Genomic DNA, 13,905 nt, shown 5'->3' with positions numbered 1-13,905 from the left:
TTCCTAAATTACGAGTTACTAGCCTCGCCGCTTCGGTTGGGGCTGGTGAGGTGTGGTTCACGGTCAACTTGATGGCGGGCCTGGTCGATTTCGGCTGCTTGGCATGCCGAGGTCCCGGCGCTATGGCCGGGTTCTCCGAAGTCCTTCGGGTCGTGGGCGGGCAGGGGCCTGCTGGTCAGCCGGCCTCGCGGGGCAGGGAGGCGAGGCGGTGGGATGCGGTGGTGAGTTCGTGTCGCCATGGCCAGGTCGCCGAGATCCTCAGGCGGAGGCGGCGGGCACCGCGAGTGTGCCGGGCGGCGACGTGCAGGAGCCGGTAGCGCAGCGTTCTGGGCTCGGCTTGGGCGAGAGCGCCGTCCAGCAGCAGGATGCTGGTCCATGCGAGCAGGTCGATCGCGGTCAGGGACAGCTCCAGCCGGACGGCGTTGACCGGGAAGTGGCGTGAGGGGAAGCGGCCGAATCCGGTGTCTTTGCCGCAGCGGATGCGGTCCTCGACCGTGGCATGGCCGCGGTGGCGGACCTCCAGGTACTGGGCCGAGCCGCCGCCTGCGAACGGTGTGCCAGTGAGAAATACCTGATGCCGCAGGTCCTCGTCCTGGTCGAACAACGACAGTTGGGCGCCGGGGTGCGGGCGTTCGCGGCGCACCAGGAGGCGGGTGCCGTCCGGGTAGCCCGTGAGGTCGACCAGCCCGGTCAGCTCGGTGACCTCGGCCCCGCACCGCAGGGACCCGTCCTGGTCGAGGGCGGGATGCCACAGGCGGTCGGGAACGGTGCGGATCGCGCGGCGAACGTCTTGGGTGACGGCGGTGCCGACGGAGAAGAAGGTGTTCATCCCTCGCTCGCGCAGCTGGCGGCGGTGGGCGAGGAAAACTTTGGAGCTGCCCGCACTGTCGCCGCGGATGAGGATCTCGGTGCCGTAGCGGTGGGCCTCGTGCAGTTGGGCAAGCGCAGCGTCCACGATCGCCTTGCTCGCGGTCCCGACGTAGGTTTGCGCGTCCTCGAGAAACCGCTGCATCAGGCTGCCGGCATGCCGCCATGAGCCAGCGACATCACGAATCTTGTCCAGTGAACCACGGAACCGGTCACGCAGCCCCATGGGTGCGTACCGGTCGTACCAGGCGGTTAAGCTGCACGTCCGGATCAACGGGAGACGCCAACGCATGAATACGCCACCATCGCCACCTGGAGCGGGGCGGGCTGACGGATCATCCGTCCAGATCGGCGCTCTCGTTCCGCTAACTCGGCCTGGCTGGGCCGAGGCGGGCCAACACTTGCTCGCTGGACTCGAGCTGGCCGTTCGCGAAGTCAATGACTCCGGTGGGATCGTCGGAAGACCACTCGAGCTGGTGGTCCGAGACACCGCGGCTGATCCACAGAGGGCCGCAGCGGCCGTAGATGAATTGGCTCGCCTGGGCGTGGCCGCCTTGGCGGGGGAGTATCACAGCGTCGTCGCTCGCGCCGCTGCCGCCAGGGCCGACGCCCTCGGCCTGCCGTTCCTCTGCTCCTCAGCGGTTCTCGACGCGCTCACCGAACAACCGACGGAATGGGTCGCGCGCCTCGCCCCGGCGCAGTCCCACGGCTGGCAGATCTACGCAGACTTCCTCCTCAGCGCGGGCCACAGTCGAATCGCCGTAGCAGCCGAGTCGAGTGTCTACTGGGCATCTGGGGCCCGCATTCTGCGGGACTACCTCGCTCCACGCGGCGGCACCGTCATCGAACTCGATATGCGCGCGCTCGCCCCCACGGCCGTGTGCGACGAACTCGTCGACAATCGCGCGACAGCCCTCCTTCTTCTGGTCGGCCACCCGGAGCCGGCAGTGTCGATCGTCAAGTCCGTCCGCCGCGACCAGCGCCTCGCCGAGATCATGATTGGTGCTCCGGCCGGGCAACCGGAGTTCGCCGAATGGGCGAAGTTGCTGGGCGACGACAGTGCCGCGATCCCGTTCTTGCGCTACCTGCCCGAGCGCCTCAGCCCACTCGGTGCACGAGTCGAGACGGCCCTCCGCGAGCGGCTAGCCGAAGCGCCCTCCTTCGTCGCCTTCGAGGGCTACGACACGGTCGCCGTCCTCGCCGATGTGCTGCGTTCTCACGGCGCGGACCGGGCGCGCACTGCCGAATCCTGGCCGCGCGTTGCAGTCGAAGGCACCCGCGGGCAGATCCAGTTCTCCCGCACGCCAGGCATCAGCGTTTGGCAATGGGCTTGGACGCCGATCCAAGTCGTTGATCGAGATCCGGCGGAACCCGATCGCTTTCGGATCCTTCACGCCAACTGAGAGAGCACGGAGGTCCGACTGCCCAGATCTGTCCGAACTTGAGGCTGATCCCCAGATCGTCGCGCTGGCGCAGATCACGCCCACCGACACCGCTGTCAATGAGCAGATCGACTCGGCGGCCGTCGAGCGCCAGCTGGGAACCCGCCTGCCCGCGGACTACAAGCCCTTCCTCGAGACCTACGGCGCCGGCGGCATCAACGGTGTCGTCCACGTCCTCCGCCCCGACCCCGTCCCCGTCCCCGTCCCCGTCCCGGACAGCGACTAACAGCCTGGAAGCATTGCCGACGACACGCCGGGCGCACAGGAGACCTGGCACCACACCCGCGAACACTGGCGTCCCGACGTTGCCCCGACGACATCATGATCTGTGGCCGCACCCCTGGTTCCGACATCCTTTGCTGGGTCACCATCGCACGGGCCGGCGGTCCAGAGAACCGACGTGCCCAACAGCTACGACTGGCCAGAAGGCGAGTAGCCCGGTTTCCATGATCGGCCGGGTGGCCGTCGGGCATGGCTTAGCATGGCGCGCATGTCGCGACGCGTGCTCCTGCCGCTCCGGACGTGGTCCGGGGCGCTGTTGGTGTGCGCGCTGTTCGTGTGCCTGTCGGGGCTCGCGCGCCCCGCGATGGCGATGACCATGCCCATGGCGATGCCAGCGGCGGTGTCGGCGCCAATGGATGCGGCCTCGCATGCGGCGGTAGGGACCGCGCCAGGCGACGGCCACGTACATGCCATTGATGCTGCCGCGTCGGCCGTAGCCGAGTCGGCGGTGGATCACAGCCCGCGCTGCCCGGCGGCCGAGAAGCAGTGTGCGGCGCCAGAGGCCACGCTCGCCCAGGACGGCCCGGCCGGCCAGGCGCCCGCGGTCACCCCGCGCGCGATCGCATGCTCCCCTGCGCGGCTGGTGGCACAGCCCAACGCACCGCCTCCAGCGGTCGCTCCTCCTGATCTGCACCGGTTGTGCGTGTCGCGGACGTGACGGCTCGCCGCCCGTGAGGCTGCCCCTCAGGCCGCCTCGTGGGACGCCGCGTTCCTCACGTCCGCCTCGGTACGCCCGTAACCGCATTCCTGTGTGCGTGCCGTCGTCGCAGAACAGGAGTAACGACGCATGCCGTCGTCCGTCGCATTGCTGATTACCGGTGCGAGTACCGGTCTGCTCGCCGGTGGCGCCTCGTGCGCCGCCGTTCAAGGGGGGCTGTTGGCCGGAGCGGTGACCCGCCGCCTTACCCCCGCCCCCGCTCCTTCCTCCACGAAATCGGCCTCCAAGAGGTCGCCCCGTCAGACCCGCCCTGCCGCCGCGCCTCCGGTGGAACGAGCTGCCACGCCGCTGGCGCCGGTCGGGGCGTTCCTTGCCGGGAAGCTGCTCTCGCATACCCTGCTCGGCGCACTGCTGGGTGTCTTTGGTGATGCGCTGCAGCCCAGCCCTCGTACCCAGGCGGTGTTGCTGCTGGCCGCCGGGGTGCTGATGGTGCTGTTCGCGCTGGACCTGTTCGGCGTCAGGTGGGTAGGGCGGCTGGTGCCGCGTCCTCCGGCTTCGTTCGGCCGGTTGATGCGGCGCAGTACCAGGACCGGCTCGGCCGTCACCCCGGCCCTGGTCGGCTTCGCCACCGTGCTGGTGCCGTGCGGGGTGACCCTGTCGATGGAGCTGCTCGCCGTCACCTCCGGATCCCCGTTGGCCGGGGCGGCGGTGATGGCCGGTTTCGTGATCGGTACGGCGCCGCTGTTCGCCGTGCTCGGCTACCTCTTCCGCCGCAGCAGCCAGGCGTTGTCCGGGCGACTGGCCGCGCTCACCGGTGTGGTGGTGCTGAGCGTCGCGGCCTGGACGACGGGCTCCGCGCTACAGGCCGGTGGCTGGGTCTCGTTCACCACCCCCGACAAGCAGGCTGTGGCGAGTGAGCCGTTCACCGTCGAAGGCGGCGAGCAGGGCGGCTCCGGCGGCGGAGGGACGATCGGGGCCGATGTCCCGGAGCCGGTGCATATCGACGCCTCCGGCAAGCAGATCGTCACGCTGACCGTGACGGACTTCTACGCCCCCACCCAGTTCACCGCGAAGGCCGGAGTGCCGACCACGCTCGTGCTGCACGGCAAGGACTCCGGTGGCTGCGCCCGCGCGTTCACCATCCCCGAACTCGGCGTCCAGGAGATCGTCAAACGAGACGGCGACACCAACATCGACCTCGGCACCCGTAAGCCCGGCACGCTCCGCTTCTCCTGCGCCATGGGCATGCAGACCGGCGCCATCGACTTCAAGAAGGACCGGTAGTGAAGCTGTTCAGCCGTAAGAACAAGACCGAAGCCGACACCGGGCGGGGGCTGGTGCTCCACGTCGAGGGCATGCACTGCACCAGCTGCGGCCTGCTCATCGATGACGAGCTGGAGGACATCCCCGGGGTCCGCTCCTCCCACACCGACGTGAAGACCGGGCGCACCACCGTCCGCCTGGACGAAGGCGCCGACGTGGCCACGGCCGTACTCGTCGCGGCGGTGGAGCAGGCCGGCGACTACACGGCCCGCCCGGCCGACTGACACGACAACGCCCAAGCCCAAGGGTGGCCCGGCCGGGGGAAGTCCTCCGGCCGGGTTCTCCCGCGGGGCGACGGTGCCGTGCGCAGAAGTCGGCCGGCGGTGACGATGGCAGCATGCCCGAGCCGAGCAGCAACGAGCGGCTGCGCCGCTACTGGGACAAGCACGCCCGCTCCTACGACCGGCAGATGCGGTTCTTCGACCGCACCCTGTTCGGCGAAAGCCGCACGTGGGTGTGCTCCAAGGCCTCTGGCGATGTCCTGGAGGTGGCCATCGGCACCGGTCTGAACCTGCCGCTCTACCCTCCAGGTTTGCGGCTGACCGGCATCGAGTGGAGCCCTCAGATGTGCCGCCGCCCGGCGCCGTGCAGGCGGGCTCAACCTGGCCGCGGACCTGCGCGAGGGTGACGCACAGGCCCTGCCGTTCCCGGACATGTCCTTCGACACCGTCGTGTGCACCCTCTCGCTGTGCGCGATCCCCGACGACCAGCGCGCGATCGCGGAGATGAGCCGCGTGCTCAGGCCCGGCGGCAGGCTCCTCCTGCTGGATCACGTCCCCAGCACCACCTGGCCCGTCCGCGCACTCCAGCAGATCATCGAACTCATCACCGTGTTGATAGGCGGGGAACATCTGCTGCGCCGACCCCTCCGGCACGTTCAGGCGGCGGGCGTGGAGATCGAGCAGCACGGCCGGTTCAAGCTCGGCATCGTCGAACGCCTCACCGCCCGCAAGCCCACAGCCGGGCCCGCCGACAGATGAAGCACTCTCCGGCCGGGCGCAGGTACGCCGAAGGGGCGGCCCAGGCTTCTGCCCAGGACGCCCCTCGCCCGTACCGGCGTCAGCGCAGTGGCTGGAAGCGGCGCAGCCGCAGGCTGTTGGAGACGACGAAGACCGAGGAGAACGCCATCGCAGCTCCGGCGATCACGGGGTTGAGCAGGCCGAGCGCGGCCAGCGGCAGCGCGGCCACGTTGTAGGCGAAGGCCCAGAACAGGTTGGCCTTGATCGTGCGGAGCGTGCCGCGGGCCAGCCGGATCGCGTCCGCCGCCGCGCGCAGATCACCCCGTACCAGGGTGAGGTCGGATGCGGCGATCGCGGCATCGGTGCCGGTGCCCATGGCCAGTCCCAGGTCGGCCTGGGCGAGGGCGGCCGCGTCGTTGACACCGTCGCCGACCATCGCCACCACCCGCCCCTGCCGTTGGAGGCGCTCGACCTCGGCGACCTTGTCCTCCGGGTGCACTTCGGCGATCACCTGATCGATGCCGATGCCGACCTCGGCCGCCACCGCCCGTGCCGCCGCCGTGTTGTCGCCGGTCAGCAGCACGGGTGTGAGCCCGAGCCGCCTGAGGTCGGCGACCGCCTCGGCGCTGGTCGGCTTGACGGTGTCGGCGACCACCAGCGCACCGCGCACGCGCCCGTCCCAGGCGGCGAAGACGACCGTACGCCCCTGGGCCTCGGCCTCCTTCTGTGCGCGGACGAGCTCGTCGGGCACCACCTGGCCCTGCTCCTCCAGCCACGCCGACCGGCCCACGCGCACCGTACGTCCCTCGACCTGCCCGGTCACGCCCCGGCCCTGCGTGTTGGCAAAGCCGGTCACGGCCGGGAGGGAGCCAAGGCGCTCGCGTGCGGCGTTGGAGATGGCGGCGGCGATCGGGTGTTCGCTGGCGTCCTCCAGCGAACCGGTCAGCCTCAGCGCCTCCTGCTCGTCCTCGCCGGTGGCCGCTACGACGTCGACCAGGCGCATCCTGCCCTCGGTGACAGTGCCGGTCTTGTCCAGGACGACGGTGTCGATCCGCCGCGTCGACTCCAGCACCTCGGGGCCGCGGATCAGCAGCCCGAGCTGGGCGCCGCGCCCGGTACCGACCATCAGCGCGGTGGGCGTGGCCAGCCCCAGCGCGCACGGGCAGGCGGTGATCACCACGGCAATCGCCGCGGTCAGTGCGGCGGCCGCCGAGGCACCGGTCAGCATCCACACGGCGAACGTGCCGATCGACAGGGCGATGACGACGGGTACGAACACCGCCGAGATCCGGTCGGCCAGGCGCTGCACCTCCGCCTTGCCGGTCTGGGCCCGCTCCACCAGCGCGGCGATCTGCGCCAGCTTGGTGTCCGACCCGACCCGGGTGGCCCGTACGGTCAGCCGCCCGTGACTGTTGACGGTCGCTCCGGTCACGGCCGAGCCGGGCTCCACCTCCACCGGCACGCTCTCACCTGTCAGCAGCGACTCGTCCACCGCCGAGGCACCCTCGACAACCTGACCGTCCGTGGCGATCTTCTCGCCGGGCCGCACCAAGAACAGGTCGCCGACCGCCAACTCCTCGACCGGGAACCGTACTTCTGTTCCTTCGCGCAGTACGGCGACGTCCTTGGCACCCAGGTCCATCAGCGCCCGAATCGCGTCCCCCGCCCTCCGCTTGGCACGGGCCTCGGAGAACCGGCCCGCCAGCAGGAACGCCGTCAGGACGACGGCCACCTCCAGGTACAGGTGATGCCCACCCAGCGCCACGGTCCCCACGCTCCACAGGTAGGCGGCCAGCACACCGAGCGACACGAGGGTGTCCATCGTCGCCGACCCGTGCCGCAGGTTCAGCGCCGCAGCGCGGTGGAACGGCCACGCGCCCCACGCCACCACCGGGGTCGCCAAGACCAGCGCGACCCACTCCCAGCCGGCGAAGTGCAGCGCGGAGAGCATCGACACCAGGACGACCGGCAGCCCGAGCAGCGCCGAGACGATCAGGCGGCGGCGCAGCCCGGAAAGGTGTGCGCCCTCGGCGTCGACTGCCTCATGGTCCGCGCCCGGGGTGTCGGTCCGGGGCGCCTCGGCGCCGTAACCGATGGCCTCGACGGCGGCTATCAGCTCCGCCACCTCGACCGCCGGGTCCTCGCGGGTGACGTGCGCGGTCGCGGTTGCCAGGTTCACCGTCGCGGTCACTCCGGGCAGCTTGCCCAGCTTCCGCTCGACCCGCGCCACACACGATGCGCAGGTCATCCCGCTGATGGTCAGTTCTATGGACTGCTCGGCATCGGCCCGAGTGGTGGTCGTCACGGCAGCATTCCTCTCTCTCAGTCGCGTACGGCCGGTGCCACGACGGCGAAGCCCTGCCCGGCGGCAGGACGCCAGCTCAGCTCGCCCCCGCACAGGCGGCGCAGCACAGCGGGCGGCTCGTGGTAACAGAACACGGATGTCTCGGCGCCGACGATCGCCGGGGTGTCGATGAACAGCGGCAGCTCGGCCAGGAAGTAGCGCACCGCGTGCTCGACCTGCTCCTCGTCCGGCGCCTGACCTGCGGGCAGCTTCCCGGCCAGCACCCACCCGGTCGCCTCCCGGCAGGCATCCCGGAAATCCGCGTCCTCGACGTAGCGGCGCAGCCCGCTCGCATGGAGGCGGCCGAACGCCGCATTGCCCTCCAGCTCGGCCCAGCCCAGCACCCGCGCCTGCGCCTCGGCCACCCCGAGGGAGCCGAGCGCGGTGACGATCTTGTTGCGGGTGTACTCACCCTGCCTGTGCGCCTTCCACGCGGCCTTCTCCGGGGCGTATCCCAGCGCCTCGAACGTGAACGCACTCGGCGCGTCCGGCACGAGGAAGTCCACCCGCTCGAACCGGTCGAGCCCCCACGCTGCCAGCTCGCGGATCCGCGCCGTGGAGAAGTAGCTGTTGAACGGGCTGATCCCGAGGCAGGCGTGCTCGGCCCGCTCGGCCCGCTCGACCGCCTCGGCGCACCGGCCGCTCAGCGGAGTCACCGCCATCGCCGCCGAGCAGCCGCCGCTGTCGCCTTGATCTGTGCTCATGACAGGACGCTAAAACCTTGCCCTTAGGACAAGGTCAAGCGCACACTGAAACCCTTCGCACGAACCGAGCCCCATCATGCTCACCGTCGGCCGCGTCGCTGCCCAGACCGGACTGAGCCCCAAGGCCGTCCGCCTCTACGAGGCCAACGGCCTCATCGACCCGCCCGAGCGCACCGCCGCCGGCTACCGCACCTACACCGACGACGCCGTCCCCGTCCTCGGATTCATCCGCCAGGCCCAGGCCCTCGGCCTCAGCCTCAAAGAGATCAAGGACATCCTCGACCTCCAGCGCCGCGGTGAACAGCCCTGCGCCCTCGTCACCGACCTCCTCGACAAGCACCTCGCCGACATAGACCGCCGCATCGCCGACCTCCAAGCCCTCCGCACCACCCTTCAGCACGCCCGCGCCCAAGCCGACCAGGCAGCCGGCCGCGGGGAGCACGCCGTGGTCTGCCGCATCATCGAGAACGCTGCCGGTTGACTGTCGCTTGCTGTCCTCCCGTGGCCGCGATTCCGGGAACGGTGGATTCATACCGGCCTCGGGGTGGGCACTCTCGGCGTCTGTGGAGGGTCACTTGCAGCAATCGTGTCCGGGGCGGCAGCCGCATGCGTCCCTCTCGGCGCCACCGGCCGGTACCGTCGCGGCGGGAGCGGCGCAACAGCCCTTGCCCTGCCAGGCGTCGCGGCCCTCCTTCACGGCGACGGCGGCGATGACCAGGGCGGCGATCGGGTCGGCCCAGGACCAGCCGAGCGTGGCGTTGAGGGCCAGGCCCACCAGGAGCACGGCGGACAGGTACGTGCACAGCAGGGTCTGCTTGGAGTCGGCGACCGCGCTGGCCGAGCCGAGTTCACGGCCAGCGCGGCGCGGGGCGGCGGACAGGAACGGCAACACGGCCAGAGAGAGGGCGGCGAGCACGATGCCGGGGATGGAGCCTTCGGCCTCCCCGATGCCGGTCAAGGCGCGGACGGCGTCGACCATGACATAGGCCGCGAGCGCGAAGAACGAGATCGCGATGATCCGCAGCGTGGTCTTCTCTTGGGCAGTCGAAGCGGGGCGATGGCCAACTACGGATCGAGATGGCCAACTATCAGGGCATCGACACCCTCACCGGCCGCATCACCACCGCCATCAACGCTTGTGCGCCGAGCTCTTGGACCGCTACGGCGTCGGCCCGGACACCGCCGCCGCACTGCTGATAGCGGCCGGCGACAAGGTCGCCGAGGCCGTTGGGGCTGGCCCGGAGCGGGCGGGACAGCTGCTCGAGCAGACGGTTCGTACGGGCGAGGAGTGCCGGCTGGACCCGGTGGCCGATCTGGGCCTGGGCACGCCGCACTTCCCCGAGCCGGAGGTCGTCGGCGCGGCGGGGCATGCGGCGCGGCTGTTGCGGGAGCGCTGCGAGGCCGGCCTCGTACGCCGCGGCCTGGACCGCGACGTCGCGGCGCGGGAGCGGCTGGATCAGGAACTCGCGGTGATCGGGCGGCTGGAGTACGACACGTACTTCCTCACCGTCGCGCAGGTGGTGGCGGATGTGAGGGAGGTGGGGATCCGGGTCGCCGCCCGCGGCTCGGGGGCAGCCCTCCCCTGCCCGCCGTGACGTGCTCGCCCGGCGCATACGTCTGCTGGTCACGGCGACCATCACCTAGAACGTCGTCGAGGCAAGCGTCGCCATCCCTGCCGGCACCCTCGCCTCTTCCACCGCGCTGATCGGCTTCGGCCTGGACTCCGTCATCGAGGTCTCTTCCGCCGCCGCGGTCGCCTGGCAGTTCTCCGCGGCCGATCACGCGGTGCGCGAGTCCCGCGAACAGGCCCAAGCGCCTGTCGGAGGCTCAGCCGCCCGTCTTAGTTCGGTGACCCGCGTCACACCCGGCTCCTGTCAGCAATCGGGGCGCCGTCTCGTTCAAGGGGCACGCGAACGAGACAGGAGCAACGCCATGAAGCACCGCATCGTCGTACTCGGCGCCGGATACGCCGGGGCCTTCGCCGCTGGAAACCTGGCCCGCCGGCTCTCCCCCGCCGACACCGAGATCACCGTCGTCAACGCCGTGCCCGACTTCGTTGAGCGGATGCGGCTCCACCAGCTCGCGATCGGCCAGGACCTCGCGTTCCGCAAGCTCGCCGACGTATTCGCGGGCACCGGGGTGCGGCTGCGCCTGGCGCGCGTCACCGGCGTCGACCCCGAGCGCAGGACTGTCGTCGTGACCGGCGAGGACGGCGACGGCGAGCTCGCGTACGACACGCTTCTCTACGCGCTCGGCAGCTCCGTAGCCCACCATGGCGTCCCCGGCGTGGCCGAGTATGCCTTCGATGTGACCGGCTGGTCCTCGGCGCTGCGTCTGCGCGAGCGCCTGGCCGGCCTGGGCGAGGGCGGCACCGTGCTGGTCGTCGGTGAGGGGCTGACCGGCATCGAGACCGCCACCGAGTTCGCCGAGTCCCGGCCCGACCTCTCGGTCGCGCTCGCCGCCCGCGGCGAGCTGGGCGCCTGGCTCTCCCCGAAGGCCCGCCGTCACCTGCGCCAGGCCTTCGACCGGCTCGGCATCACCGTCCACGAGCACACCGGCATCGAAGCCGTTGAGCCGACACGGGCGATCGCCGCCGACGGTACGTCCATCCCTGCCGACGTGACCGTGTGGTCGGCCGGGTTCGCCGTGCACCCCATCGCGGCCGCCAGCGGCCTGGAGGTCGCCGAGAACGGCCAGATCGTCGTCGACCGCACCATGCGCTCGGTCTCGCACCCGGACGTCTACGCCGCCGGTGACTGCGCCTTCGCGATCGGCGAGAACGGCCGGCCGCTGCCGATGTCTTGCGCCTCGGCCGGCTTCACCAACATGCAGGCGACCGCCGCGATCATCGCGCGCCTGACGGGCAGCCAGGTCCCGACCACCGGGCTGAAGTACCACGGCAACCACATCAGCCTCGGGCGGCGGGACGCGATCTTCCAGATGGTGGACGGGGACGTCCGGTCGAAGTCCTGGTACCTGGGCGGCCGGACCGCCGCGCGGCTCAAGTCGGGCGTGCTCAAGGGGGCCGGGTGGGGCATCGCCCACCCGACCTTCGGCATGCCCAAGCGCAAGCGGCGCCTGGCCACCGCGCCTGACCGGGCCGGTGTGAGGGTCGCCGCATAGGTTGTTCCGCATGGACAGCGCAGCCATCGATCGGTTCGAGGCCAGCCGGGGCCGGCTGGCCTCGCTCGCGTACCGTCTGCTCGGCTCGGCCGCCGACGCCGAGGACGCCGTGCAGGACACGTTCCTGCGGTGGCAGGCCGCAGACCGCGAACGGGTCGAGGTGCCGGAAGCGTGGCTGACCAAGGTCGTCACCAATCTCTGCCTCGACCGGCTCCGCTCGGCGCAGGCGCGCCACGAGCGAGCGGCCGGTGCCTGGCTGCCCGAGCCGCTCCTCGATGGCGACCCGATGCTCGGCCCGGCCGACACCTTCGAGCAGCGCGAATCGGTCTCCTTGGCCGTACTGACCCTCATAGAGCGCCTCTCGCCGGTCGAGCGGGCCGTCTACGTCCTGCGTGAGGCCTTCTCGTACAGCCACGCCGAGATCGCCGGGATCCTCGACATCACCGAGTCCGCGAGCCAGCAGCATGTCCACCGGGCCCGGATCCGGGTCGCCGCCGAGCGCCGCCGCGGCGGCGAGGCCGACCCCGCATCCGCGCGCCGGGTCGTCGAGGAGTTCCTCGCCGCAGCCACGTCAGGGCGCACCGAACGGCTGGTGGCGCTGCTCACCGACGACGTGACGGCGGTCTCGGACGGCGCCGGACTGGGCAAGCGGCTGCTGCGGTACAAGACGCGCGAGCGGGTCGCCTCCTACGTGCGGGCCGGCTTCAAGCCCACGCCGGCGAAGCGGCGGCTGGCCGGCGGCTCGCCCGCGATCCATATCGCGCTGGTCAACGGCTCCCCGGCCGTCCTCGCCGTGGTCGACGACCGGGTCGTGGGCGCCGTGGCGTTCGAAGTCAGCGACGGCAAGGTCGCGTCCCTGCGTGGCATCGCCGCCGCGGACCGGCTCGCGCGCCTCAACGAGGCCTGGCGGCAGTACGAACCCGACGCGCCGGTCATCAACGCATGGTGACCAGAGCCACCGGAATCCAGTGACCTGAGTCGGAGCGAGGACGGCCCCCCTTCGGCCCCCGCGCTGCACAGCAGCACGGGGGCCGAAGCACGTCGGTCTCCCGAATCAGACTCGGCCATGCAGTTCGGACCCCCGATGGCCAACTATGGGTCGCCACAGTGGCCAACTACGAATCGTCACGGAGGGCTGACCAGGGCGGATCCGAGCGCTCCTGGCCACCTATCGCTCAACGTCACAGGGTCCTGTGACAGCGAACTTTGAGTGATCGGGACTGCGGAACCAATCCCAAGAGCCCGGCGTCTGTTCGGCCCTCGGGACTGGTAGGCCCGCATGTTGAGGTGTCGCGTATTCGCGGCTGATGCCTACGAGCCATGACGCTGGGTAAGTAGTCGGGCCGGTTGATTGAGGTCTGGCATGATCGCGCGGTGAGTGATGCGAGGCTGCTGGCCGCGGAGGCCGTTGAGTCACATGTCCGGGCGTTCTTCGAGGGGCATTCCGTGGAGGTCGTCGTCTGCGACCTTGGGCCGGACCGGCGCGAGGCCGTGCCCGACCTGCGGGTTCTCGTTGTGGGCCCCGGTCCGCGCAGCGACAGTTGGGCCTATGTGACCGCCGGATGCTGGGCCGCGATGGAGAAGGACGGTCACGGGCTTGAGTTCGTCATGACCGCCCACGTCCGAGACCAGCGGTTCATCGATCTCATAGCCATGATCACCTACTACCACTGCGGAGGGCATCAGCTCGATCTGGAGCACAGTATGCCGATCGGTGAACCATGGGTGCCGGGCTCGACCTGCGACCACCTGCTGATCAGCCTGCCCTATCTCCACGGACCTGACCTTGAGCACTGTCCGCTGCCCGGGGGGCACGCCCGCATCCTGTGGACCCTGCCTGTGACGGCCGCCGAAATCGAGTTCCGCAGGCGCCAGGGTCATGAGGCGTTGGAGCAACTCTTCGACGAGGCGGAGATCATTCCCACTGATCCTTTCCGGGCATCGGTGGTGTGAGGCGTCGGTCGAACCGCTCGCGGCGGTCACCGCTTGTGATCACCAGGGGCGTATCGGCTCCAGGTTCCGCCGGCTTCGGTGACCAGGCGGATGGCGGTCTTGTCGTGGTAGCCGAGGGCCTTTGCGATGACGGGGGCCGGGGCTTGGAGGACGAGCTGGCGGATCGCGGAGGTCCTGCCGCGGCGCGGAGAACGTCTGAAGGCCAGGGAGGGAGGGGACAGTCGTACGTTTTCCCTCCCTCCCGTGGACG

13 protein-coding genes and 4 pseudogenes are annotated in these 13,905 nt (G+C 70.5%); 13 read left to right on the top strand and 4 right to left on the bottom strand.

Going from position 1 to position 13,905, the window contains the following annotated elements; all coding sequences use genetic code 11:
- Positions 1–175 precede the first annotated feature (175 nt).
- Positions 176–1,120 (bottom strand): annotated as a pseudogene (locus tag ACWCP0_RS28245) (transposase); the annotation flags it as partial.
- Positions 1,121–1,157: 37 nt separating this feature from the next.
- Here ACWCP0_RS28245 and ACWCP0_RS28240 point away from each other — a divergent pair.
- From ACWCP0_RS28240 to ACWCP0_RS28210, 7 genes are all read left to right on the top strand, one after another.
- Positions 1,158–2,270: an ABC transporter substrate-binding protein gene (locus ACWCP0_RS28240; protein ID WP_451081589.1), complete on the top strand. Its 1,113-nt coding sequence runs from the start codon at positions 1,158–1,160 to the stop codon at positions 2,268–2,270.
- Positions 2,218–2,535 (top strand): SMI1/KNR4 family protein, encoded by a 318-nt coding sequence (locus tag ACWCP0_RS28235; RefSeq protein ID WP_451081588.1) that lies wholly within the window; start codon positions 2,218–2,220, stop codon positions 2,533–2,535. Before ACWCP0_RS28240 ends, ACWCP0_RS28235 begins: the two co-directional genes overlap by 53 nt.
- Before the next feature lie 264 nt (positions 2,536–2,799).
- Positions 2,800–3,249: a hypothetical protein gene (locus ACWCP0_RS28230; protein WP_451081587.1), complete on the top strand. Its 450-nt coding sequence runs from the start codon at positions 2,800–2,802 to the stop codon at positions 3,247–3,249.
- A gap of 129 nt (positions 3,250–3,378) precedes the next feature.
- Complete coding sequence (locus tag ACWCP0_RS28225; protein ID WP_451081586.1) at positions 3,379–4,533, top strand: urease accessory protein UreH domain-containing protein; 1,155 nt, start codon at positions 3,379–3,381, stop codon at positions 4,531–4,533.
- The gene (locus ACWCP0_RS28220) at positions 4,533–4,796 is read left to right on the top strand and encodes a cation transporter (RefSeq protein ID WP_451081585.1); all 264 of its coding nucleotides are present in this window, start codon (positions 4,533–4,535) and stop codon (positions 4,794–4,796) included. Before ACWCP0_RS28225 ends, ACWCP0_RS28220 begins: the two co-directional genes overlap by 1 nt.
- 113 nt (positions 4,797–4,909) lie before the next feature.
- On the top strand, positions 4,910–5,200 hold the full coding sequence (locus tag ACWCP0_RS28215; RefSeq protein ID WP_451081584.1) for a hypothetical protein: 291 nt from the start codon (positions 4,910–4,912) through the stop codon (positions 5,198–5,200).
- The gene (locus tag ACWCP0_RS28210; RefSeq protein WP_451081656.1) at positions 5,175–5,552 is read left to right on the top strand and encodes a class I SAM-dependent methyltransferase; all 378 of its coding nucleotides are present in this window, start codon (positions 5,175–5,177) and stop codon (positions 5,550–5,552) included. The genes ACWCP0_RS28215 and ACWCP0_RS28210 overlap by 26 nt, the downstream gene beginning before the upstream one ends.
- A 79-nt stretch (positions 5,553–5,631) precedes the next feature.
- Here ACWCP0_RS28210 and ACWCP0_RS28205 read toward each other — a convergent pair whose 3' ends face one another.
- Together ACWCP0_RS28205 and ACWCP0_RS28200 are read right to left on the bottom strand one after the other, a co-directional pair.
- Positions 5,632–7,836 (bottom strand): heavy metal translocating P-type ATPase, encoded by a 2,205-nt coding sequence (locus ACWCP0_RS28205; RefSeq protein ID WP_451081583.1) that lies wholly within the window; start codon positions 7,834–7,836, stop codon positions 5,632–5,634.
- A 17-nt stretch (positions 7,837–7,853) separates the two neighbouring features.
- Positions 7,854–8,579, bottom strand: a complete 726-nt coding sequence (locus ACWCP0_RS28200; RefSeq protein WP_451081582.1) for a tRNA-dependent cyclodipeptide synthase — start codon at positions 8,577–8,579, stop codon at positions 7,854–7,856.
- 76 nt (positions 8,580–8,655) lie between these two features.
- On the opposite strand from ACWCP0_RS28200, the gene ACWCP0_RS28195 reads away from it, so the two are divergent.
- Positions 8,656–9,060 carry a heavy metal-responsive transcriptional regulator gene (locus tag ACWCP0_RS28195; protein ID WP_451081581.1) on the top strand — a complete coding sequence of 135 codons (405 nt, stop codon included), beginning with the start codon at positions 8,656–8,658 and terminating at the stop codon, positions 9,058–9,060.
- Positions 9,061–9,150: 90 nt separating this feature from the next.
- Here the strand turns inward: ACWCP0_RS28195 and ACWCP0_RS28190 are convergent.
- A pseudogene (locus tag ACWCP0_RS28190) lies at positions 9,151–9,621 on the bottom strand (cation transporter); the annotation flags it as partial.
- Between the two features lie 145 nt (positions 9,622–9,766).
- Here ACWCP0_RS28190 and ACWCP0_RS28185 point away from each other — a divergent pair.
- From ACWCP0_RS28185 to ACWCP0_RS28165, 5 genes and pseudogenes are all read left to right on the top strand, one after another.
- Positions 9,767–10,153, top strand: a pseudogene (locus tag ACWCP0_RS28185) (DNA polymerase III subunit alpha); the annotation flags it as partial.
- A 22-nt stretch (positions 10,154–10,175) separates the two neighbouring features.
- Positions 10,176–10,385: pseudogene (locus tag ACWCP0_RS28180) on the top strand (cation transporter); the annotation flags it as partial.
- A 126-nt stretch (positions 10,386–10,511) separates the two neighbouring features.
- A complete protein-coding gene (locus tag ACWCP0_RS28175) occupies positions 10,512–11,702 on the top strand; it encodes an NAD(P)/FAD-dependent oxidoreductase (protein ID WP_451081655.1) in 1,191 nt (396 codons plus the stop codon).
- A 10-nt stretch (positions 11,703–11,712) separates the two neighbouring features.
- Positions 11,713–12,651 carry a sigma-70 family RNA polymerase sigma factor gene (locus tag ACWCP0_RS28170; protein ID WP_451081580.1) on the top strand — a complete coding sequence of 313 codons (939 nt, stop codon included), beginning with the start codon at positions 11,713–11,715 and terminating at the stop codon, positions 12,649–12,651.
- Between the two features lie 398 nt (positions 12,652–13,049).
- Positions 13,050–13,655 (top strand): suppressor of fused domain protein, encoded by a 606-nt coding sequence (locus ACWCP0_RS28165; RefSeq protein WP_451081579.1) that lies wholly within the window; start codon positions 13,050–13,052, stop codon positions 13,653–13,655.
- The last annotated feature ends 250 nt before the right edge of the window (positions 13,656–13,905 follow it).

It is taken from the genome of Streptomyces sp. NPDC001970 (assembly GCF_053594115.1).
The sequence above is the reverse complement of the archived record's forward strand: the minus strand, read 5'-3'. Positions and strand labels throughout refer to the sequence as shown.